The organism is Clostridium sp. (assembly GCF_036643715.1).
In the GTDB taxonomy this organism is placed as follows: Bacteria; Bacillota; Clostridia; order Clostridiales; family Clostridiaceae; genus Clostridium.
Window position 1 is genome coordinate 1 of the sequence record NZ_JAVXRL010000017.1, and the last position, 22,726, is coordinate 22,726.

Here is a 22,726-nt window from a genome sequence, read left to right on the forward strand (position 1 = left end):
AAGGTGGAGCAGCTGGTGCTGTTCACGGATCATTACAAGCTGGTGCATTAACAACTACTTACACAGCATCACAAGGTTTATTATTAATGATACCTAATATGTACAAAATTTCAGGGGAATTACTTCCAGGAGTATTCCACGTATCAGCTAGAGCGTTAGCTACTTCAGCATTAAACATCTTTGGAGATCACCAAGACGTTATGGCTGCAAGACAAACAGGATTCGCTATGCTTGCTGAAGGATCAGTTCAAGAAGTAATGGATTTATCAGCTGTAGCTCATTTATCAGCTATTAAGTCAAGAATTCCATTCTGTAACTTCTTTGATGGATTCAGAACTTCACATGAAATACAAAAAATCGAAGTTTTAGATCAAGAAGAATTAAAGCCATTAGTTGACATGGAAGCTTTACAAGCTTACAGAAACAGAGCTTTAAATCCAAATCATCCTGTAACTAGAGGTACTGCTCAAAATGCAGATATATACTTCCAAGAAAGAGAAGCTGTTAATAAGTTCTACGACGCTGTTCCAGACATCGTTGAAGGATATATGGCTGAAATGACTAAGTTAACAGGTAGAGAATACCACTGTTTCGATTACTATGGTGCAGCTGATGCAGATAGAATTATCGTTGCTATGGGATCATGTACAGATGTATGTGAAGAAACTATCGACTACTTAAATGCAAACGGACAAAAAGTTGGGGTTGTTAAAGTTAGACTTTACAGACCATTCGATGTTGCAAGATTAAAGAAAGCTATACCAGCTACTGTTAAGAAGATAGCTGTTTTAGACAAAACTAAAGAACCAGGATCAAACGGAGAACCATTATACTTAGACGTTATGAGTGCGTTCTACGGAGAAAAAAATGCTCCTGTAATAATCGGTGGTAGATACGGATTAGGATCAAAGGATCCAAACCCAAGTCACATTGCTTCAGTATACGAAAACTTAGCTAAAGACGAACCAAAGAACGGATTCACTATAGCTATCGTTGATGACGTAACTAACACTTCATTAGAAGTTCATGAAAATATAGATGCTACTCCAGAAGGAACTACAGCATGTAAGTTCTGGGGATTAGGATCAGATGGTACAGTTGGTGCTAACAAGAGTGCTATCAAAATCATCGGAGACCATACAGACATGTATGCTCAAGGATATTTTGACTACGATTCAAAAAAATCAGGTGGTATCACAGTATCTCACTTAAGATTTGGTAAGAAAGCAATCAAGTCACCATATTTAATAAACATGGCTGATTTCGTAGCTTGTCATAACCAATCATATGTTTATAAGTACAACGTTTTACACGGATTAAAGAAAAACGGAACATTCTTATTAAACACAATATGGAGCCCAGAAGAAGTAGAAGCTCATTTACCAGCTTCATATAAGAAATATATAGCTGAAAACAACATTAAGTTCTATACTTTAAATGCTGTTAAGATAGCTCAAGAAATAGGTTTAGGCGGAAGAATCAACATGATAATGCAATCTGCTTTCTTCAAGTTAGCAAACATTATCCCTGTAGAAGATGCTGTTAAATACCTAAAAGATGCCGTTGTAACATCATACGGTAAAAAAGGTCAAAAGGTTGTTGATATGAACAACGCTGCTATCGATAAGGGAATCGAATCAATAGTAGAAATATCAGTACCAGCTGAATGGAAGACTGCAAAGGACGAAGTTAAAGCTGAAGGAAGACCAAGACCAGAATTCGTTAAGAATATTGTTGATCCAATGAACAGACAAGAAGGATTTGACCTTCCTGTATCAGCATTTAACGGAATGGAAGATGGTACTTTCGAACAAGGTACAGCTGCTTTCGAAAAGAGAGGAGTAGCTATAAACGTACCAGAATGGGATAAGGATAAATGTATCCAATGTAACCAATGTGCATATGTATGTCCACATGCTACAATTAGACCATTCTTATTAACAGAAGAAGAAGCTAAAAATGCTCCAGAAGGAATTAAGTTAGTTGCTGCAAGAGCATTAAAGACTGAAACTCCAATGAGCTACACAATGGCAACAGATCCACTTGACTGTACTGGTTGTGGAAACTGTGCTCAAGTATGTCCAGCTCCAGGAAAAGCTTTAGTTATGAAGCCTGCACATACTCAAGAAGCAGAAATAGCTAACTGGGATTACGTAACACACGAACTTTCAGTAAAAGCTAACCCAATGAACAACAAAACAGTTAAGGGTAGCCAATTCGAGCAACCATTATTTGAGTTCTCAGGAGCTTGTGCTGGATGTGGAGAAACTCCATACGCTAAGCTTATAACTCAATTATATGGTGACAGAATGATGATAGCTAACGCTACTGGATGTTCATCAATATGGGGAGGATCAGCACCTTCAACTCCATACACAACAAACCATAAGGGATATGGTCCAGCTTGGGCTAACTCATTATTCGAAGACAATGCTGAATTCGGATTAGGTATGTTCTTAGGAGCAAGAGCTATAAGAGAAAGATTAGTTGATAAAGCTAATGAAGCTATAGTTTCACTTGAAGAAGGAGAAGCTAAAGAAGCACTTAAAGCTTGGGTTGAAAATGTTGAACTTGGAGACGGAACTAGAGACAGAGCAGATAGAGTAATCGCTGCACTACAAGGACTAGATAACGAGTTAGCAAAAGATATCTTAAACGAAAAAGACTTCTTAATAAAACCATCACAATGGATCTTCGGTGGAGACGGATGGTCATACGATATCGGATTCGGTGGAGTAGATCACGTACTTGCAACTGGAGAAGATGTAAACATATTTGTATTTGATACAGAAGTTTACTCAAACACTGGTGGTCAATCATCAAAATCAACACCAACTGCTGCAATCGCTAAGTTTGCTGCATCAGGTAAGAAGACTAAGAAGAAAGACCTTGGAATGATAGCAATGAGTTACGGATACGTATATGTTGCACAAATTTCAATGGGAGCTGACAAGAACCAAACACTTAAAGCTATAGCTGAAGCTGAAGCTTATCCAGGTCCATCATTAATCATCGCTTATGCTCCATGCATAAACCATGGTTTAAAAATTGGAATGGGTAATACTCAATTAGAAGCTAAGAGAGCTGTTGACTGTGGATACTGGGGAATGTACAGATTCAATCCAGAACTTAAAGGAACTGGTAAGAATCCATTCGTTCTTGATTCAAAAGAACCAACAGCTGACTTCAGAGAATTCTTAATGGGAGAAGTTAGATATGCTTCACTTGCTAAGGCATTCCCAGAAGCTGCAGAAGCTTTATTTGAAAAGACTCAATCAGATGCTATGGAAAGATTAGAAGGCTACAAGAAATTAGCTGGAAAATAATTAAAATAGTATTTTAATTTAAAAACTCAAGTGAGAGTAATCTCACTTGAGTTTTTTTTATTTTAATAGCAAACTAGTATTAAAATAACAATATAACTGACACTTTACGTTCTATGTAATTATTTTACATAGAACATATTTAAATAAATCAGTTGAAAAATACTAATGTTACAAAGTATAATTAGATTAAATATTATATAAAAATATTAAAATACTAAATTAAGGAGACTAATATGCCAAGAAGAATTTTATATTTAAACGATGTAATTGATATAGAAGTATTTCAAAAAATACAAGACGATATAGCAAAAGCTACAGGTATTTCTATAATAACGGTTGATTTTAAAGGTAAACCAGCAACTAAACACAGCAAGTGTAGTGAATTTTGCAGCCTTATGAGAAAACATGAAAAATTCTCTGAGCTTTGTGAAAAATGTGATTCTAGAGGTGGTTTAGAAGCAGCAAGACTTGAGAAACCATATATTTATAGATGTCACAAAGGATTAATAGATTTTGCTACCCCTATAATCGTAAATGGTCAATATTTAGGATCCGTAATGGCAGGACAAGTTCTGACAGAAGAAGAAGATTTAGACTTGGAAGAGATTGTTAATGGTAAGATGACTTTTTCAGGTACTAAGGAAGAAAAGGAAAATCTATTAAGAGCATATAAGGAACTTCCGGTTTTTAAATTTGATAAAATAAAATCAATAGCTGATATGATGTTCCATATAAGTAATTACATAGTTGAAGAAGCAGTGCTTAAAATGGCTCAAAATGAGTTGAATGATAAAAATATTAAAATTATTGAAGCTAAAAAAGAAAAAGCGGAGCTTGAAAAAGAATATGAAGCTTGTAAATTAAAAGCTTTACAATCACAAATAAACCCTCATTTTTTGTTTAATGTTTTAAATAGCATATCTTCTCTTGCAATAATTGAAGATGCACCAAAAACTCAAGAAGTTATATTTAACTTATCAAATATGCTACGTTATACGCTTAAACAGGCTGACAAAATAGTCCCATTAGAAGAAGAAATAAAATACATAGAATCATATTTAATGCTCCAAGAAGTTAGATTTGGTGATAGATTAAAATATAATATTGATGTAAGTGATGAGATGAGAAATCAAAAAATTCCATTTATGAGTATACAAACTTTTGTCGAGAATTCAATAGTTCATGGATTAGAAGGTAAAGAAGATGGAGGTGTAGTTAATATTTTCTCAAAGATAGAAGGAAATACTAATGTACTATATATAAAAGATAATGGAACTGGAATGACGGAAAATAAATTAAATGAAATAAGAGAAGAACTAGAATACAAGTATGGAAATGATTTGGAAAAGATAGGAATAAATAATGTAAACAAGAGAATGGCTCACTACTATGGTGAAGATTACAGTATAGAAATAGAGAGTAAAGTTCGTGAGGGTACTTTAGTTAAGATAGTTTTTAAATAAATAGTAGTTAGGAGCGTGTGTATGTTAAAAGTAATGATTGTAGATGATGAGGAATTAGAAAGAAAGGCTTTAAAGGTTGTTTTAAAAGATGTAGAAGATTTAGAAGTCGTTGCTGAAGGCTGTAATGGTAGAGAGGCTGTAGAACTTGATAAAGAATTTGAACCGGATTTAATTATTATGGATGTTAAGATGCCTGGTTTAGATGGATGCAAGGCTGCGGAGATAATAAAGGGAAGAAACAAAGAAAAAATGATAATAATGATAACAGCTCATGATGATTTTGAGTTAGTTAGAAGAGCATTAGTAATAGGTGTAAATGATTATGTTTTAAAACCTGTAAGACCGAAAGATCTTATAAAGAATATTAATAATATGATTGTTAGTTTTAAAATTAACGATAATAGTAAGATAAAGAATAGTCAAACTAAAAATAATACAGAAGAAATAAAATCACCAATTGAAAATGCTCTAAGCTATATAGATGGCCATGTTGAGGATAATATTAATTTAGATAGTATAGCAGCTATATGCAATTTGAGTCCTTGCTACTTTAGTAAACTTTTTAAAAAGGAAGTTGGAGTTAATTTTAAGACGTATATTAACGATAAAAAGATAGAAAAGGCAAAAGAGGTGCTTAAGAGTACTGATACACCTATATTAAACATTGCTATAGACCTTGGATTTGATGATTGTGGTTATTTTATAAGAGTATTTAAGAAGGTTTTAGGAGTTACCCCTAAAAAGTATAGAGAAATAAATTCATAAAAAAAGCTATTTTTTTGACATTGGTTTACGGAAAATTGTCAAGAAAATAGCTTTTTTTTTATATTTTTAATTTAAATATAAAAAAACTTCATATATTACGTGAACAAATAATTAAAAATATAACTTTTTAGACATAATAACTATGAGAATGACTAAAAAGTTGTATTTTATTTTAATCATAAAGAAATAGTTCTATTTTATTGATAAAAAATAAACAATATTCTTCAAGAAGAAGACAAGAATTTATAATGGAATTTATTCGCTTTTAGATTAAAATGAATACATCGATAAAAAAATAACAAAACAATTTATTTTACATATAAGGGAGGAAACTTAAAGTGAAATCAAAAAGATTCGAGGCTTTAGCAAAACGTCCTGTAAACCAAGATGGTTTAATTGGTGAATGGCCAGAAGAGGGCTTAATAGCAATGGGAAGTCCAAATGACCCAAAATCATCTATAAAATTAGAAAATGGTGTAGTTGTAGAACTAGACGGAAAAAACAGAAAAGACTTTGATATGATTGATAGATTTATAGCAGACTATGCAATAAACCTTAATTATACAGAAGAAGCTATGAAGTTAGATTCTGTAGAGATAGCAAAGAAACTTGTAGATATACATGTAAGTAGAGATGAAATAGTAAAAATAACAACAGCAATAACTCCTGCAAAAGCAGTTGAAGTTATGGAACATATGAATGTTGTTGAAATGATGATGGCACTTCAAAAGATGAGAGCTAGAAAAACTCCATCAAATCAATGTCACGTTACAAACCTTAAAGATAATCCAGTTCAAATAGCAGCAGATGCAGCTGAAGCTGGTATAAGAGGTTTCTCAGAACAAGAAACAACAGTTGGTATAGTAAGATATGCACCATTTAATGCACTTGCAATACTTATAGGTTCACAAGTTGGTAGAGGTGGAGTGTTAACTCAATGTTCAGTTGAAGAAGCTACAGAACTTGATCTTGGTATGAGAGGACTTACAAGTTATGCAGAAACAGTTTCAGTATACGGAACTGAATCAGTATTTACAGATGGAGATGATACTCCATGGTCAAAAGCATTCTTAGCATCAGCTTATGCTTCAAGAGGACTTAAGATGAGATATACATCAGGAACAGGTTCAGAAGCTTTAATGGGATATGCAGAAGGAAAGTCAATGCTTTACTTAGAGTCAAGATGTATATTCATAACTAAAGGTGCTGGAGTTCAAGGACTTCAAAATGGAGCGGTTAGTTGTATAGGTATGACTGGTGCAGTTCCATCAGGAATAAGAGCAGTACTTGGAGAAAACTTAATTGCTGCAATGCTTGATATTGAAGTTGCGTCAGCTAATGACCAAACTTTCTCACATTCAGATATTAGAAGAACTGCAAGAACATTAATGCAAATGCTTCCAGGAACAGACTTCATATTCTCAGGATATAGTGCAGTTCCAAACTATGACAACATGTTTGCAGGTTCAAACTTCGATGCAGAAGACTTTGATGACTACAATGTACTTCAAAGAGACTTAATGGTAGACGGAGGATTAAGACCGGTATCAGAAGAAGAAACAATAGCTATAAGAAATAAAGCTGCAAAAGCAATTCAAGGTGTATTTAGAGAACTTGGATTCCCTAAAATAACAGATGAAGAAGTAGAAGCTGCAACATATGCACATGGAAGTAAGGATATGCCTGAAAGAAACGTTGTTGAAGATTTAAAAGCTGCAGAAGAAATGCTTAAGAGAAGAGTAACTGGTTTAGATATAGTTAAAGCTTTAAGTCAAAACGGATTTGATGATGTTGCAAATAATATATTAAATATGCTTAAGCAAAGAGTAACAGGTGATTATCTTCAAACATCAGCTATACTTGATAATGACTTTGATGTTATAAGTGCAGTAAATGATGTAAATGACTATATGGGACCTGGAACTGGATACAGAATAAGCAAAGAAAGATGGGAAGAAATTAAAAATATCCCAAATGTTATAAATCCAGAAGATATTGAATAAGAGAGTGGTGAAAGATATGGAAAACAAAACAAACGAATATGTTATGCCAGAGCTTAAACTTGAAGAAGTGGGAGAAGCTAAAGTCGGAACAAGATCAGATGAAGTTGTAATTGGATTAGCACCAGCTTTTGAAAAATTCCAACATAGAACATTATCAGAATGTGATCACAAAGATGTATTAAGAGAACTAATTGCAGGTATTGAAGAAGAAGGATTACATGCAAGAATAGTAAGAATAATAAGAACTTCAGACGTATCATTTATATCAAATGATGCTGCAAAGCTAAGTGGTTCAGGAATAGGAATAGGAATACAATCAAAGGGAACTACAGTTATACACCAAAAGGATTTACTTCCTTTAAATAACTTAGAATTATTCCCTCAAGCTCCATTATTAACTTTAGATACATATAGATTAATAGGGAAAAATGCAGCTAAATATGCAAAGGGAGAGTCACCAACACCAGTTCCTACAAAGAACGATCAAATGGCTAGACCTAAGTTTATGGCAATAGCAGCACTATTCCATATAAAAGAAACAAAGCACGTAATAACAGGTGCAAAACCAATTGAAATAGATGTTAAATTCTAATTTATAGGAGGCATATAAAGGTTATGGTACAACAAAAAATGAGTCCTAAGGACTATCCATTAGCAACTAAGAGACCAGGAGATATAAAAACTCCAACAGGAATGAATCTTCAAGATATAACTTTAGAAAATGTTTTAAATGGAGATGTTAAACCAGAAGACGTAAGAATTTCACCTGAAACATTAGAAATGCAAGCTGAAATAGCTGAAGGAATGAATAGAGATGCTATTGCAAGAAACTTTAGAAGAGCAGCAGAGCTTATAAAGGTTCCTGATGATAGAATACTTGAAATATACAATGCTTTAAGACCTTTCCGTTCAACAAGAGAAGATCTTTTAGCAATCGCAGATGAACTTGAAAACAAATACGAAGCAAAAGTTAACGCTGAATTCGTAAGAGAAGCTTTAGAAGTATACGAAAAGAGAAGTAAGTTAAGACAAGAGTAATTTACTCATCTTTAAGCAGGAGGAGACAATGAAAATAATTGCAGGTGTTGACATTGGTAATGCTACTACGGAAGTAGCATTATCAAAGGTCGAAAATGGAAAGACTGAATTTCTTTCAAGTGGAATAGTAGAAACAACTGGAATAAAGGGTACAGAAGATAATATAGAAGGTGTTTTTGGTTCACTTAAACAATCTTTAAAGAAAGTATCTTTGACTTTAGAGGATTTAGATTTAGTTAGAATAAATGAAGCAGCACCAGTTATTGGTGATGTTGCTATGGAAACTATAACAGAAACTATAATAACTGAATCAACAATGATAGGACATAATCCTCAAACTCCAGGTGGTATAGGAATTGGTATAGGAAAAACAATAAATATAGAAGATCTAGATAGTGTAGATATAGATAGTCTAGAAGAAGAAAATGAATTTATTCCAATTGTATTAAGCAAGGTTAATTTCCTAGAAGCTGCGGCAAGATTAAATGCTGCAACAAGAAGAGGAATGAATATTACAGCTGCCATAGTACAAAGAGATGATGGAGTTTTAATTAATAACAGATTAGATAAAAAAATTCCAATAGTTGATGAAGTAATGCTTCTGCATAAAGTTCCTGTAGGAATGAGAGCAGCAGTTGAAGTTGCAGCGCAAGGAGAAGTAATTGAAAACTTAGCAAATCCATATGGTATTGCGACAGTATTTAATCTTACATCAGAAGAAACTAAGCTTATAGTACCTATATCAAGAGCACTTATAGGAAATAGGTCTGCTGTAGTTATTAAAACTCCAAAGGGAGATGTAAAAGAAAAGAAAATCCCTGCTGGTAAGATCAACATAGATGGGCTTAAGCGTAAGGAAAGTGTAGATGTAGAACATGGAGCATTAAAGATAATGGATGCTGTAAGATTATGTGTACCAATCCAAGACGTTAAAGGTGAGCCAGGAACTAATGCTGGTGGAATGCTTGAAAGAGTAAGACAGGTAATGGCAAACCTTACTAAACAAAAGATAACTGATATAAAAATACAAGACTTATTAGCTGTTGATACTTTTATACCTCAAAAAGTAAAAGGTGGGCTTGCAGAAGAATTTTCCCTAGAAAATGCAGTCGGAATAGCAGCTATGGTTAAAGCAGATAAACTTCAAATGCAAATGATAGCAGATAAGCTTGAAAAAGAACTAAATGTACCAGTTGAAGTTGGTGGTGTTGAAGCCGACATGGCAATTCGTGGAGCACTTACAACTCCAGGAACTAGCACTCCACTTGCAATACTTGATATGGGAGCTGGATCAACTGATGCTTCTATAATAAATAAGCAAGGTGAGATATCTTCAATTCACTTAGCAGGTGCAGGTAATATGGTAACAATGCTTATCAAATCTGAACTTGGATTAGAATCATTTAACTTAGCTGAAGATATTAAAAAATATCCTTTAGCCAAAGTTGAAAGTTTATTCCATATTAGACATGAAGATGGTTCAGTAGAATTCTTTAAAGAACCTTTAGATCCATCAGTATTTGCTAAGGTTGTAATAATAAAAGATGGAATGCTTGTACCTATTGATGGTCAAACTTCTATAGAAAAAATAAGAAGTATAAGAAGAGGAGCTAAGGAAAAGGTATTTGTAACAAACTGTCTAAGAGCACTTAGTATAGTTTCACCAACTGGAAACATAAGAGATATTGAATTCGTTGTTTTAGTTGGAGGATCATCTCTAGATTTTGAAGTACCTCAATTAGTTACAGACTCATTATCTCAATACGGAGTTGTAGCTGGTCGTGGAAATATTAGAGGAACAGAGGGTCCTAGAAATGCCGTAGCAACTGGACTTATATTAGCTTTTAATGGAATGGAGTAATTATTATGGCAATGGTAATGAAGGCGCATGAATATGAAGTCCCTTGTATATATGTGAATTATTCAAAAGATTTAGATAATGCATCATTATTTGATGAAATATTATGGGGTATGGAAGAAGAAGGTATCCCTTATGAAGTAAATAGTTTAAATATTGATAGCTCTGAAGAACTTAGTCACTTAGGAGCTATAAAATCCAAACTAGCAGTTGGAATAGGCATAGATAAAAATGGCAAAATAACACTTGCATATAATAAATTAAAAAAGGAAACACCACTTTTTACTGCAAGCTTAAAGGATGATGAAAAAGTGTTAAGAGATTTAGGTGCAAATGCAGGAAGATTAGTTAAAGGTATAGCTTTTAAGTAGATTTAAAGGAGCAGTGATATATTATGTCAAAGATTTATACAAAAACAGGTGATAAAGGAACAACTTCACTTTTTGGAGGAAGCAGAGTAGATAAAGATAGCTTAAAGGTTGAAGCTTACGGAACAATGGATGAAGCTATATCTTATATTGGATTAGCATATTCTAAGGTTAGTGTAGATAGCCTTAGATCAGAGCTGAATCATATTCAAAAGAGATTATTCACTTTAGGTGCTGAACTTGCAAGTGATGATAAAGGAATGACTTATTTAAAGGATTTAATAAGTAAAGAAGATATAGAAAATCTTGAAGCTTTAACTGATAAGTATATGGAAATTGCAGGGCCTCTTACTGAGTTTGTAATACCAGGTAAAAATGAGGAATCAGCAACACTTCATGTAGCTAGAACTGTTGTAAGAAGAGCGGAAAGAAGAATCGCAACACTTTCAAAAGAACAGAACTTAAGAGAAGAAGTTAGAATTTATACAAATCGTTTATCAGATACTCTATTTGCTATGGCAAGATATTTAGAGGAAACAAAATAATACTTTGGAGGGTCATACACTATGAAAAAATTAAATGAAATTAAAGAATTAAATTTAGAAATAGTTAAAGAAATGGCTAAAGCTGCAGAAGCTAAAGCTACAGAAATGAATGTACCTGTTATATTCGCAGCAGTTGATAAAGGAGCTAATTTAATGCTTATGCATAGAATGGAAGATGCATTCATAACAAGTATTGATATAGCAATCAATAAGGCTTATACAGCAGTATGCCTTAAGCAAGGATCACATGAAATTGCAGAAGTAGTACAGCCAGGACAAAGTCTTTATGGACTACAACTTACAAACAACCAAAGAATAGTACCATTTGGTGGGGGATTCCCAATCATAGTTGATGGAGCTGTTGTTGGAGCTGTTGGAGTAAGCGGTGGAACTGTTGAAGAAGACATGGCTATAGCACAAGCTGCAGTAGATGCATTTAATAAATAATATTAAAAAGCTTATATTAATTCAAAATTAAATTATTTTGAATGTTAATCAATAATATAGAATATAACAACTTTAGGAGGAAAATGAAATGAGAATGTACGATTATTTAGTACCAAGCGTTAACTTTATGGGCGCAAATTCAATATCAGTAGTTGGTGAAAGATGTAAAATATTAGGCGGAAAGAAAGCTCTAATAGTTACAGATAAATTTTTAAGAAGCTTAAAAGGTGGAGCAGTAGAATTAACTGAAAAGTACCTTAAAGAAGCAGGAATAGAAGTAGCTTACTATGATGGTGTTGAACCAAATCCAAAAGATACAAACGTAGCAGAGGGATTAAAAATATTCAAAGCTGAAAATTGTGACATGATAGTTACAGTTGGTGGAGGAAGCTCACATGACTGTGGTAAAGGAATAGGTATCGCAGCTACTCATGAAGGAGATCTTTATGACTATGCTGGAATAGAAACATTAACTAATGCATTACCACCAATCGTTTCAGTTAACACAACTGCTGGAACAGCAAGTGAAGTTACAAGACACTGTGTTATAACAAACACAAAAACTAAAGTTAAATTTGTTATCGTAAGTTGGAGAAACTTACCACAAGTTTCAATAAATGATCCATTATTAATGGTTGGAAAGCCAGCAGGACTTACAGCTGCAACAGGAATGGATGCTTTAACACATGCTATAGAAGCATACGTATCAAAAGATGCTAACCCTGTAACAGATGCTGCTGCAATACAAGCAATCAAATTAATATCAAACAACTTAAGACAGGCGGTTGCTTTAGGTGAAAACTTAGAAGCTAGAGAAAACATGGCATACGGTTCATTATTAGCTGGTATGGCATTTAACAACGCTAACTTAGGATATGTTCACGCTATGGCTCACCAATTAGGTGGATTATACGACATGCCACACGGAGTAGCTAATGCTATGCTTCTTCCACATGTTGAAAAATACAATTTAATTGCTAACCCACAAAAATTCGCTGATATAGCTGAATTCATGGGAGAAAACATCGAAGGATTATCAGTTATGGATGCTGCTCAAAAAGCTATCGATGCAATGTTTAGATTATCAGGTGATGTTGGAATTCCAGCAAAACTTAAAGATATGGGAATAAAAGAAGAAGATTTCGAATACATGGCAGAAATGGCATTAAAAGATGGAAATGCTTTCTCAAACCCAAGAAAAGGAAATGAAAAAGACATAGTTAACATATTTAAAGCTGCATTCTAGTTTGAAATATTAAACATAATGGCCCCTTTAGCTTTATTACTAAAGGGGCTATTTTAATAAAAAATATTATACATAACTAAGGAGGACTTATAAATGAACGTATCAACTTTTATGGCAGAACTTATAGGAACAGCCCTTCTAGTATTATTAGGTGATGGAGTTGTTGCCAACGTAGTACTTAAGAAATCAAAAGGATTCCAAAGCGGATGGATGGTTATTGCATCTGGTTGGGCATTTGCAGTTGGAGTACCAGCATACATATTTGGAAGCGTAAGTGGAGCACACTTTAATCCAGCAGTTACTTTAGCATTTGCAGTAACTGGTAAATTTCCATGGGATCAAGTGCCAATGTATTTACTTGCACAACTTATAGGAGCAGTTTTAGGAGCTACATTAGTACTTCTATCATACTACAAGCATTTTGAAGCTACAGAAGATAAAGCAACTAAGCTTGGAGTATTCTGTACAGCACCAGAAATTAGAGATAACAAATGGAACTTTGTAACTGAATTTATAGGAACATTTGTATTAGTATTTGGAATAATTGGAATTACAGCACATCCTTTTGCAGATGGAGTTCAACCACTTGCAATAGCAATATTAATTTGGGCTATCGGACTATGTCTTGGTGGACCAACAGGATATGCAATCAACCCAATAAGAGATTTTGGACCAAGACTTGCACATGCAATCCTTCCTGTACCAGGAAAAGGAAGTTCAGATTGGAAATATGCTTGGATACCAGTAGTTGCACCGATTGTTGGTGGAATTTGTGGAGCTTTAGTATACGGAATGATCTTTTAATTTACTTATAAAAGTGGCTTTTTAGCCACTTTTATTTTTTTAATAGAAAAGTTTTAAAATTTGCTTTTAATTTTCATCAATTAAGGGTACAATTAGGATATATTGTTAAGCAATTTAACTTTAAGGAGGAAGAAAGAATGGATAAAGAATTAAATAAATGTGGTTGTGGAAACCACGAAGATAATCATGAATGTGGATGTGGAAACCACGAAGATAATCACGAGTGTGGTTGTGGACACGATCATGGACATGACAATGAATGTGGATGCGGAGAAGATCATCACGATCACTTCGTAGTAGATTTAGTAGATAATGATGGAAATACAGTTTCATGCCCAATTATAGACGCTTTTGAGTTTGAAGGAAATGAATATGTATTAGCTAAGAACATGGAAGATGAATCAGTTTATCTTTTCAGAGCATCAGAAGAAAACGAAGAATTAGTAGTTCCAGAAGAAGCAGAATTCGAAAGAGTTGCTACTTACTACAATGAAACATTAGTAGAAGAATAAGATCTTAATAAGAGAGTGGTTTATCCACTCTCTTTTGTGAATACAAAGAAGTTTTATTATTTTACAAAAAAGTACAAAAATGGTATAGTCATTATAAGTAAAGAAGGTGTTAGGATATGAAATGTGCAGATTTACATATACATTCTACCTTTTCTGATGGCAATTTAACACCAGAGCAAATCTTAGAGGAAGCTAGACAAAAAGGTCTTAAGTACATTTCTATAACTGATCATGATTCAATAGACTCACAATATATAACTAAACAAACCCATTGTGATATAGATATTATTTCAGGCATAGAATTAAGTACTGAAATAAATGAATTTGAAATTCATATATTAGGATACTTTATAAATATAGAAGATGAGAAATTAATAAATACTGTTAGTATTCTTAAAAGAGCAAGAATTAACAGGGTGAAAAATATTATAAATAAGCTTAAGGATGAAGGAATAGACTTAAGTTTTGAAGATATTATTAGTGGAAACTCTTCTGTAGGTAGAGCTCATATTGCAAATGCAATAGTTAAAAAAGGATATGAGGATAACTTTAAAGTAGCTTTCTCAAAATACTTAATAAAAGGTAAGAAGGCCTATGAAAAAGGTGAAAAGTTAAGTTATAAAGAAGCTTTAAAAGTAATAGAGGATTGTAATGGAATAGCAGTGCTTGCTCATCCAGGCAAAATATATAAGAGTATGGAAGTTGAGCGCATTATAAAAGAGCTTAAGTGCTATGGGCTTAAAGGTCTTGAAGTTTATCATCCAAGTCACACTAAAGAACAAATTAATTTATTTTATAATTTAAGTAAAAAATACAAACTCCTTATAACAGGAGGAAGTGATTTTCACTATGAGGGCAATAGGGATATATTTATAGGATCACAAGGTATTGATGAAAAGTTAGTAAATGAATTAATAGTATATAATAAAAAAATTGGAATAAATAAAAAGGGGCGAAAAAAATGAAATTATCTAAAAAAGCAGAAGATATATCACCATCAATAACTTTAGCAATTACAGCAAAAGCACAAGAACTTAGAAATTCTGGTGTTGATGTTGTTAGTTTTGGTGCTGGTGAACCAGATTTTAATACTCCGTCTAACATAATTGAGGCAGCTTATAGAGCTATGAGAGAAGGAAAGACAAAGTATACTGCTACTTCAGGCATTAAAGAATTAAAAGAAGAGATATGCAAGAAGTTTTTAAAAGATAATGGACTTAACTATGGTTTGGATCAAATAATAGTAAGTACAGGTGCTAAACAATGTTTAGCAGATGCATTTATGGCAATATTAAATGAAGGGGATGAGGTTATAATACCAACTCCTTACTGGGTAAGCTATCCTGAACTTGTTAAAATTGCAGGCGGTGTTCCAGTATTTGTAGAAGGAACAGTAGAAAATAACTATAAGTATACAATAGAGGATTTGGAAAATATAGTTACTAGCAAAAGTAAAGCTATAATAATAAATAGTCCAAATAATCCAACAGGAACAATATACGATAAAGAAGAGTTATTAGAATTAGCCAAGTTTGCAGAACGTAACAACATTATGATAATAGCAGATGAAATATATGAAAAATTAATATATGATGGTGAAAAACATATAAGTATAGCATCATTAACAGATTACGCTTATGAGAATTCAATAGTTATTAATGGATTATCAAAATCTGCTGCAATGACTGGATGGAGAATTGGTTATGCAGCTGCAAGTAGTAGAATAATAAAGCTTATGACAAGTATACAAAGCCATATGACATCTAATACAAGTTCTATATCACAATATGCTGCAATTGAAGCACTTAAAAATAGTGAAGATAGCCTTAATGAAATGGTTAAGGAATTTGACAATAGAAGAAAATATATGATAGATAGATTAAATGGAATTGATGGACTTAGTTACATACTTCCAAAAGGTGCATTTTATATAATGGTAAATGTAAGTAAGTTTTATGGAGAGAAGGTTAATGGTAATGAAATTAAAGATTCATTATCCTTCTCAAAAGAGTTGCTTGATATAGAGAAAGTTGCTGTAATACCGGGAATAGGATTTGGTCTTGATGATTATATAAGATTATCATATGCAACATCTATAAAAAATATTGAAATTGGAATTGATAGAATTGAAAATTTTATAAGTAAAATGAAATAAATATTTAATTATAAAAAGGAGCGTTTTACGTTCCTTTTTTATATATACGTCATTATTTTGAAAAAAAGTATTTTTTATTTACATATGGATAGAAAAATATAAGGGATATATTATATAATATATCTAAGTATATTATATTTGGAGGAAATTATGATAAAATTAGCAATATTTGACGTAGATTTTACAATAACAAAAAAAGAGACACTAATGCAGTTTTTTAAATATATGATACTTAAAAACAAAAAGAATATTAAGTTTTTGCCAAGAGCTGTATTTGCAGGTGTTATGTATGGTGCTAGTATATATGATGAAAAAAAGGTTAAGGAAACATTTCTTAAATTTATTGACGGTGTGTCAGAAGAAGAATTATCAAAATTAGTTAAAGGATTTTATGATGATGTTTTAAAGAACATATTATATGAAGATGCTATAAAGATGATGAGAGACTTAAAGTCACAAGGATTTAAAATTTATTTAATTTCAGCATCACCAGAATTTTATCTAAATGAATTTTATGATATTAAAGAAGTTGATAAAATAATCGGAACTAAGTTCAAATTTAAAGGTGGTAAATTCCTAAGAGAAATGGATGGAATTAACTGCAAGGGTGAAGAAAAAGTTAAAAGATTAAAAGAAGTTTTAAAGGAAGAAAATATAGAAGTTGATTTTAAAGAATCATATATGTTCTCAGATTCTTTATCTGATAAACCTTTATTAGACTTAGTAGGTCATCCATATTTAATAAACTTTAAGAAGGAAAATGATATAGAAATTCTTAAATGGAAATAAATAATTAAAGTTAGCTTATAGGTGGTGTGGGACCAAAGTGTAGAGCTTAAAGTAAAAGGGTTAAGGAGGGATTTTAGTGCATTTAAAGATGTTGATCTTTAAATTAGGTAATAAGGTGTTTGCAGCAGATATTAATGATGTAGAAAGAATAATAAAGTATGAAAGTGCAACATTTATACCGGATGTTCCAAATTTTGTTGAAGGAGTAATAAGCCACGAAGGAGAAGTTATTCCTTCAATTAATTTGAATTTAAAATTAGGATTTGAAGAAAAAAATATAGAAAGTAAGAAAATAATTGTTATTAGAAGAGAAGAAAAGAAGTTTGCAGTAGTCGTTGATAATGTTTGTGAAGTTAAAGATATAGAAAGCAAGTTACTAGAAAAGATTCCATTTGAAAGTATGAATATTAAGAGGGAATATATAAAAGGGTTGATTAACTTAAATAATGAAATAATTATTTTGCTAAACCTTGGAAAAATTCTTACTTTAACGGAAGAAGAAATGATATTTTGAGGGGAAAAGTATGGGTTTAAAAGATAAGATAGTTGGAATTTCAGAAATTTATGTAGGCAAAGATTTTGAAACTATCATAACAATAGGACTCGGGTCTTGTGTTGGAGTAATAATATATGACGATAAAAAAAGTGTATCTGGACTTGCACATGTAATGCTAAGTGATAGCACACAATTTAAAAATATAATAAATCCTGCAAAATTTGTTGATTTAGCTATACCGTTACTTATTAAAGAGATTCTAAAAAAAGGTGGACTAAGAACTAATTTAAAATGTAAGTTAGTTGGTGGAGCATCCATGTTTAATTTTTCAGATTCAAGTATTATAAGTGATGTTGGAAAAAGGAATGTGTTAAAAGCTAAGGAAGTACTAAAAAAAGAAAATATTGAAATAGTAGCAGAAGATACATTAGGTAAAAAAGGTAGAACAATTTATTTAAACTCCTCAAATGGAGAAATTTCAGTGAAAACAGTTGGGGGAGGAATTAAAATACTCTAAGAGGTGATTTTAGTGAATGTTATAAATGTTGCTGTAGTAGATGATTCAATTTTCATGAGATCTTTTATAACTGATATGATTAACTCATTTACTGGATATAAAGTTATAAAAACATTTAAAAATGGACAGGAACTAATAAATGAATTAAATTCTGAAAAAATTGATGTTATAACATTAGATTTAAATATGCCAGTATTAGATGGAATAGAGACACTTAAAGAACTTAATAAAATGAAATGTAATATACCTGTAATTGTATTAAGTGGTGATACAAGAGAGTATTCTAGCAAAACAATAGAGTGTCTTGAAAATGGAGCCATTGATTTTATAGCTAAACCATCAGGAAATAAATATTTAAATATATCCTTAATAAAAGAAGAATTATTAGAAAAATTACAGTGTATAGTAGACTCTAAATGTAAAATTAAATTACAAAGGGATATTAGAAAAAATATAAGAGAATATAGAGTGAAAAAAGATATAAAAGCGATTGTAATTGGAACTTCTACTGGAGGTCCAAAGGCTTTAAAAAAGATACTTCCATTGTTTGATGAAACTATAAATAAGCCTATATTTGTAGTTCAGCATATGCCAGGGTATTTTACAGGTGCTTTTGCAAGCCGTCTTAATAAAATATGTAAGCTAACTGTTAAGGAAGCTATAGATAATGAAAAGGTAGAGAATAATACAATCTATATTGCAAGAGGTGGAAAACACCTTTTAATTACTAGCGATAATAAAATAGCTTTAGAAGATGGAGAAGCAGTATGGGGAGTTAAGCCAGCAGCTGATAAATTATTTGTATCAGCAGTAAAAGCTTACGATGGCAAAGTATTATCATGCGTTTTAACTGGCATGGGGTGTGATGGTGCATATGGAACTAAAGTTGTAAAAGAGTATGGTGGAATTACAATGTGTGAATCTGAAGAGAGTGCTCTAATTTATAGTATGCCAAAACATGCATTAAATACAGGGATGGTAGATTACATTATTAAAACAGATGATATAGCATATAAGATATTAGAATTAATTAAAGGGGTTTAATAGATGGAAAATGACATTCTATATAAATGGGTGTACAAAGAACTGAGAATAGATCTATCTTGTTATAAACAAGCTCAGATAAACAGAAGAATAGCTAGCTTAGCACATAGAAGAAATTGCAATGATAAAAAAGAGTATTTCAATATATTAAAATATGATATAGAAGAAAGGGAAAAATTTAAAGATTTTATAACTATAAATGTAACCGAATTCTATAGAAATCCAGAACTTTTTAAAGAGTTAGAGTCTGTTTTATATGAGAATATAAAAACTAATAAAAGACCTTTAAAAATATGGAGTGCAGCTTGTTCGAGTGGATGCGAAGCTTATACCCTATCAATAATACTTAATGAAATAGACAATAAAATAAATCATAGTATTATAGCAAGTGATATTGATAGTAATATTTTAAATAAAGGAAAACTTGGAATATATTCAGAAAATGAAGTTAAAAATATACCAAGTGATATTATGCATAAGTATTTTATAATAAAAGATAGCAAGTATTATATAGATAGGAAAATAAAAAGAAGAGTTTTATTTAAAGAATTAGACTTAATAAAAGATGATTATGAGAAAAATTTCGATTTAGTTGTATGTAGAAATGTAATTATTTATTTTAATTCTGAAACTAAAAAGGATATTTTTAGAAAGCTAAGTAATTCTTTAAGAGAAGGAGGATTACTATTTATTGGTGCAACAGAAAGTATATATAATTATAAAGAATATGGGCTTAGCAAAATTTCTACATTTATCTATAAAAAAATATAGGGGGAGAATTTTATGGATACATCTCAGTATATGAGTATGTTTTTAGAAGAGGTTATAGAAAACCTTCAAAGCTTAAATGAATCATTACTAGATTTAGAACGAGACCCACATGATATAGAAAAAATAAATGAGATATTTAGAGCATCCCATACTATTAAGGGAATGGCTGCAACAATGGGATTTAATAAGATGGCTGAACTTACGCACCGTATGGAAGATATTTTAGCTAAGCTTAGAAATGGAGAACTTATAGCAAATGAGGGTATAACAACTATTTTATTTAAATGTTTAGATACATTAGAAAAAATAATAGACAGTATAAGATTAAAAGGAGAAGAAATTGATAGCATTGACGAGGTGTTGTTAAGACTTGAAGAGATAACAAGGACAACTTATTATAATGTAAATAATGAAGTTATAAATGATGAAAGATTTCAATTAAATGAATACGATATAGCTGTAATAAATAAAGCATTACATAGCAATTATAATGCATATGAAATAGAGATAGATCTTATGGAAGATACATTATTAAAATCAGCTAGAGTATTTCTAATAATTAAAGAATTAGAAGATTGTGGAGAAATAATAAAGTCTTATCCTCAGACTAATGATATAGAGAATGAAAATTTTGATTTAAATTTAAGATTCATTTTAATTACAGTAGATGATAAGTCGAGCATAGAAAAAATTATTAATGGAATTTCAGAAATTAAACAGTTTTCTATAAAAGATGTATATATAAGCGAAAACTTAGAGGATATTAAAAAAGTAGATCAATTAAAAAAAACAGATAAAAAAAGTAATATTCAAAAAAGGACATTTCAATCAGTACGAGTTGATTTATCAAGAATTGATAATCTAATGGATATGGTATCAGAACTAGTTATTTATAAAACAAGATTTAACCAGATAGCATCAACTGTTAAGGTACAAGAGTTAGATGAAATTATAGAGCAAGTTTCAAGGACTACATCAGATATTCAAGATTTAGTTATGAAAATAAGAATGTTACCTTTAGATGTTGTATTTAATAGATTTCCAAGAATGATTAGAGATATAGGAATAGAATTAAATAAGGATATAAGTTTATGCATTGAAGGAGAAGATACTGAACTTGATAGAACAGTAATTGACGAAATCGGAGAACCTTTAGTACATTTATTAAGGAATGCAGCAGACCATGGAATTGAAAGCACTGAGGAAAGAATTAAAAAAGGAAAAAGTGCTATTGGAACTATAAAAATTATAGCATACCAAGAAGGAACAAAAGCAATAATTAAAGTTATTGATGATGGTAAAGGTATGGATATAGCTAAAATAAAAGAAAAGGCAAATGAGATAGGAATTCTAACAGATGGATTAAGTAATAATGAGATAATAAATTTAATATTTACTGAAGGTTTTAGTACTAATAATAGAGTTACAGACTTATCAGGAAGAGGAGTTGGTATGAATGTTGTGAAGAACAAGATAGCTTCTCTTGGAGGAGATTTAGAAATTTCAAGTAGACCGTCTCTAGGATCAACATTTAAGATAAGCTTACCACTTACACTTCAGATAATAAGAGCATTACTTGTTATTGTTGGAGAAGAAACTTTTGCAATTTCATTAGGATTTGTAGAGAGAGTTATTCAATATAAAGAAGAAAATATAAAAAAGATAAATAACAAGGAAGTTATTTTATATAGAGATGAAATTATACCGTTTATAAGATTAAATAAAAGATTAAATATAAAAGAGAATAACAATAGTAGAAAATTCGTAGTAATCGTTAAAGCACATGAAAAATTATTTGGTATTTTAGTAGATTCATTAGTTGGACAACAAGAAATTGTAATAAAGCAATTAGGAAAAACATTAAGTAAAATGAATGAATATATAGGAGCGACTATACTAGGTAATGGGTGTGTAACATTGATTTTAGACGTTAGTTATTTACAAAATAACTAAAATGGGAGGATTAGCATGGAGAATTTTAAGTTTACTCCTGTGCAGTTAGATGCACTCAAAGAAATATTCAACATCGGTGCTGGAAATGCAGCAACGGCATTGTCTATTTTAATTAATAATAATGTGAAGATGACTGTACCTTGTGTGAATATAATAAAATTTGATAAATTATATGATAATGAACTTCATAAAGAGGTTTATGGGGTTGCAGTAAGAGTTTTAGGAGAAATACCTGGAAATATATTAATTATATTTAACAATGATGCAGTATTAGAAATTAATAAAATACTTCTAGGAGAAGATTGTATAAAAAAGTGTGATTATTATGAGTCATTACTTAGTGAACTTGGAAATATACTTTCATCAAGTTATATGAATTCAATTGCAGAGGTCACAGGAATTAATATAGTACCATCGGTTCCCGCTGTAACTAATGATTTATTAAGTACGATATTAGGCACTATGTTTATAGAATCAGGACAGCATGAAGATTATGTTTTAGATATAGAAACTGTATTTAAAGGTAAAGAAGAGTTTTTCTCAGGGATGAACTTTTATTATATACCTGAAATAGAGTCTTTAGAAAAAATAATTAAATCAATTGGGCTGAATTAAGATTTGGAGGG

At 31.4% G+C, this 22,726-nt stretch carries 22 protein-coding genes; all 22 read left to right on the forward strand.

Translation table 11 applies throughout. The annotated features are described in order from the left end of the window. The coding region (gene nifJ, locus RSF37_RS06635) for a pyruvate:ferredoxin (flavodoxin) oxidoreductase (protein WP_332563620.1) at positions 1 to 3,326 on the forward strand (3,326 nt) is incomplete at its 5' end. Between the two features lie 233 nt (positions 3,327 to 3,559). Then, the gene (locus RSF37_RS06640) at positions 3,560 to 4,789 is read left to right on the forward strand and encodes a sensor histidine kinase (protein ID WP_332563621.1); all 1,230 of its coding nucleotides are present in this window, start codon (positions 3,560 to 3,562) and stop codon (positions 4,787 to 4,789) included. A gap of 21 nt (positions 4,790 to 4,810) precedes the next feature. Further along, positions 4,811 to 5,554, forward strand: coding sequence for a response regulator (locus RSF37_RS06645; protein ID WP_332563622.1), 744 nt, complete (start codon positions 4,811 to 4,813; stop codon positions 5,552 to 5,554). A gap of 338 nt (positions 5,555 to 5,892) precedes the next feature. Next, positions 5,893 to 7,557 carry a propanediol/glycerol family dehydratase large subunit gene (locus tag RSF37_RS06650; protein ID WP_332563623.1) on the forward strand — a complete coding sequence of 555 codons (1,665 nt, stop codon included), beginning with the start codon at positions 5,893 to 5,895 and terminating at the stop codon, positions 7,555 to 7,557. Between the two features lie 16 nt (positions 7,558 to 7,573). Continuing rightward, positions 7,574 to 8,149: a propanediol/glycerol family dehydratase medium subunit gene (locus RSF37_RS06655; protein ID WP_332563624.1), complete on the forward strand. Its 576-nt coding sequence runs from the start codon at positions 7,574 to 7,576 to the stop codon at positions 8,147 to 8,149. 23 nt (positions 8,150 to 8,172) lie between these two features. Continuing rightward, entirely contained in the window at positions 8,173 to 8,595 is a 423-nt protein-coding gene (locus tag RSF37_RS06660; protein WP_332563625.1) for a diol dehydratase small subunit, read from the forward strand. Positions 8,596 to 8,623: 28 nt separating this feature from the next. Next, positions 8,624 to 10,456: a diol dehydratase reactivase subunit alpha gene (locus tag RSF37_RS06665; RefSeq protein ID WP_332563626.1), complete on the forward strand. Its 1,833-nt coding sequence runs from the start codon at positions 8,624 to 8,626 to the stop codon at positions 10,454 to 10,456. A gap of 5 nt (positions 10,457 to 10,461) precedes the next feature. Continuing rightward, the gene (locus RSF37_RS06670) at positions 10,462 to 10,824 is read left to right on the forward strand and encodes a glycerol dehydratase reactivase beta/small subunit family protein (protein WP_332563627.1); all 363 of its coding nucleotides are present in this window, start codon (positions 10,462 to 10,464) and stop codon (positions 10,822 to 10,824) included. Between the two features lie 23 nt (positions 10,825 to 10,847). Continuing rightward, on the forward strand, positions 10,848 to 11,366 hold the full coding sequence (locus tag RSF37_RS06675; protein ID WP_332563628.1) for a cob(I)yrinic acid a,c-diamide adenosyltransferase: 519 nt from the start codon (positions 10,848 to 10,850) through the stop codon (positions 11,364 to 11,366). Between the two features lie 21 nt (positions 11,367 to 11,387). After that, entirely contained in the window at positions 11,388 to 11,813 is a 426-nt protein-coding gene (locus RSF37_RS06680; RefSeq protein WP_332563629.1) for a GlcG/HbpS family heme-binding protein, read from the forward strand. Between the two features lie 88 nt (positions 11,814 to 11,901). After that, complete coding sequence (gene dhaT / locus RSF37_RS06685; RefSeq protein WP_332563630.1) at positions 11,902 to 13,059, forward strand: 1,3-propanediol dehydrogenase; 1,158 nt, start codon at positions 11,902 to 11,904, stop codon at positions 13,057 to 13,059. A 93-nt stretch (positions 13,060 to 13,152) separates the two neighbouring features. Then, positions 13,153 to 13,863 (forward strand): MIP/aquaporin family protein, encoded by a 711-nt coding sequence (locus RSF37_RS06690; protein WP_332563631.1) that lies wholly within the window; start codon positions 13,153 to 13,155, stop codon positions 13,861 to 13,863. A gap of 137 nt (positions 13,864 to 14,000) precedes the next feature. Continuing rightward, the gene (locus RSF37_RS06695) at positions 14,001 to 14,375 is read left to right on the forward strand and encodes a DUF1292 domain-containing protein (RefSeq protein ID WP_332563632.1); all 375 of its coding nucleotides are present in this window, start codon (positions 14,001 to 14,003) and stop codon (positions 14,373 to 14,375) included. 116 nt (positions 14,376 to 14,491) lie between these two features. Continuing rightward, positions 14,492 to 15,340 carry a PHP domain-containing protein gene (locus RSF37_RS06700; protein ID WP_332563633.1) on the forward strand — a complete coding sequence of 283 codons (849 nt, stop codon included), beginning with the start codon at positions 14,492 to 14,494 and terminating at the stop codon, positions 15,338 to 15,340. Further along, the gene (locus tag RSF37_RS06705; RefSeq protein ID WP_332563634.1) at positions 15,337 to 16,530 is read left to right on the forward strand and encodes a pyridoxal phosphate-dependent aminotransferase; all 1,194 of its coding nucleotides are present in this window, start codon (positions 15,337 to 15,339) and stop codon (positions 16,528 to 16,530) included. The genes RSF37_RS06700 and RSF37_RS06705 overlap by 4 nt, the downstream gene beginning before the upstream one ends. A 150-nt stretch (positions 16,531 to 16,680) precedes the next feature. Continuing rightward, positions 16,681 to 17,319, forward strand: coding sequence for an HAD-IB family hydrolase (locus tag RSF37_RS06710; protein WP_332563635.1), 639 nt, complete (start codon positions 16,681 to 16,683; stop codon positions 17,317 to 17,319). Between the two features lie 76 nt (positions 17,320 to 17,395). Next, a complete protein-coding gene (locus tag RSF37_RS06715) occupies positions 17,396 to 17,833 on the forward strand; it encodes a chemotaxis protein CheW (RefSeq protein WP_332563636.1) in 438 nt (145 codons plus the stop codon). A gap of 10 nt (positions 17,834 to 17,843) precedes the next feature. After that, the gene (locus RSF37_RS06720; RefSeq protein ID WP_332563637.1) at positions 17,844 to 18,332 is read left to right on the forward strand and encodes a chemotaxis protein CheD; all 489 of its coding nucleotides are present in this window, start codon (positions 17,844 to 17,846) and stop codon (positions 18,330 to 18,332) included. A gap of 12 nt (positions 18,333 to 18,344) precedes the next feature. Continuing rightward, a complete protein-coding gene (gene cheB, locus RSF37_RS06725) occupies positions 18,345 to 19,376 on the forward strand; it encodes a chemotaxis-specific protein-glutamate methyltransferase CheB (RefSeq protein ID WP_332563638.1) in 1,032 nt (343 codons plus the stop codon). A gap of 3 nt (positions 19,377 to 19,379) precedes the next feature. Further along, on the forward strand, positions 19,380 to 20,147 hold the full coding sequence (locus RSF37_RS06730; RefSeq protein ID WP_332563639.1) for a CheR family methyltransferase: 768 nt from the start codon (positions 19,380 to 19,382) through the stop codon (positions 20,145 to 20,147). A gap of 12 nt (positions 20,148 to 20,159) precedes the next feature. Continuing rightward, entirely contained in the window at positions 20,160 to 22,100 is a 1,941-nt protein-coding gene (locus RSF37_RS06735) for a chemotaxis protein CheA (RefSeq protein WP_332563640.1), read from the forward strand. A gap of 15 nt (positions 22,101 to 22,115) precedes the next feature. Further along, entirely contained in the window at positions 22,116 to 22,715 is a 600-nt protein-coding gene (locus tag RSF37_RS06740; RefSeq protein WP_332563641.1) for a chemotaxis protein CheC, read from the forward strand. Positions 22,716 to 22,726: the final 11 nt, after the last annotated feature.

What these genes read in the sequence shown, in the direction of transcription:
- RSF37_RS06640 (WP_332563621.1), top strand. Translation starts at nt 3,560, where the DNA reads ATGCCAAGAAGAATTTTATATTTAAACGATGTAATTGATATAGAAGTA.
- RSF37_RS06645 (WP_332563622.1), top strand. Translation starts at nt 4,811, where the DNA reads ATGTTAAAAGTAATGATTGTAGATGATGAGGAATTAGAAAGAAAGGCT.
- RSF37_RS06655 (WP_332563624.1), top strand. Translation starts at nt 7,574, where the DNA reads ATGGAAAACAAAACAAACGAATATGTTATGCCAGAGCTTAAACTTGAA.
- RSF37_RS06660 (WP_332563625.1), top strand. Translation starts at nt 8,173, where the DNA reads ATGGTACAACAAAAAATGAGTCCTAAGGACTATCCATTAGCAACTAAG.
- RSF37_RS06665 (WP_332563626.1), top strand. Translation starts at nt 8,624, where the DNA reads ATGAAAATAATTGCAGGTGTTGACATTGGTAATGCTACTACGGAAGTA.
- RSF37_RS06670 (WP_332563627.1), top strand. Translation starts at nt 10,462, where the DNA reads ATGGCAATGGTAATGAAGGCGCATGAATATGAAGTCCCTTGTATATAT.
- RSF37_RS06675 (WP_332563628.1), top strand. Translation starts at nt 10,848, where the DNA reads ATGTCAAAGATTTATACAAAAACAGGTGATAAAGGAACAACTTCACTT.
- RSF37_RS06680 (WP_332563629.1), top strand. Translation starts at nt 11,388, where the DNA reads ATGAAAAAATTAAATGAAATTAAAGAATTAAATTTAGAAATAGTTAAA.
- dhaT (WP_332563630.1), top strand. Translation starts at nt 11,902, where the DNA reads ATGAGAATGTACGATTATTTAGTACCAAGCGTTAACTTTATGGGCGCA.
- RSF37_RS06690 (WP_332563631.1), top strand. Translation starts at nt 13,153, where the DNA reads ATGAACGTATCAACTTTTATGGCAGAACTTATAGGAACAGCCCTTCTA.
- RSF37_RS06695 (WP_332563632.1), top strand. Translation starts at nt 14,001, where the DNA reads ATGGATAAAGAATTAAATAAATGTGGTTGTGGAAACCACGAAGATAAT.
- RSF37_RS06700 (WP_332563633.1), top strand. Translation starts at nt 14,492, where the DNA reads ATGAAATGTGCAGATTTACATATACATTCTACCTTTTCTGATGGCAAT.
- RSF37_RS06705 (WP_332563634.1), top strand. Translation starts at nt 15,337, where the DNA reads ATGAAATTATCTAAAAAAGCAGAAGATATATCACCATCAATAACTTTA.
- RSF37_RS06710 (WP_332563635.1), top strand. Translation starts at nt 16,681, where the DNA reads ATGATAAAATTAGCAATATTTGACGTAGATTTTACAATAACAAAAAAA.
- RSF37_RS06720 (WP_332563637.1), top strand. Translation starts at nt 17,844, where the DNA reads ATGGGTTTAAAAGATAAGATAGTTGGAATTTCAGAAATTTATGTAGGC.
- RSF37_RS06730 (WP_332563639.1), top strand. Translation starts at nt 19,380, where the DNA reads ATGGAAAATGACATTCTATATAAATGGGTGTACAAAGAACTGAGAATA.
- RSF37_RS06735 (WP_332563640.1), top strand. Translation starts at nt 20,160, where the DNA reads ATGGATACATCTCAGTATATGAGTATGTTTTTAGAAGAGGTTATAGAA.
- RSF37_RS06740 (WP_332563641.1), top strand. Translation starts at nt 22,116, where the DNA reads ATGGAGAATTTTAAGTTTACTCCTGTGCAGTTAGATGCACTCAAAGAA.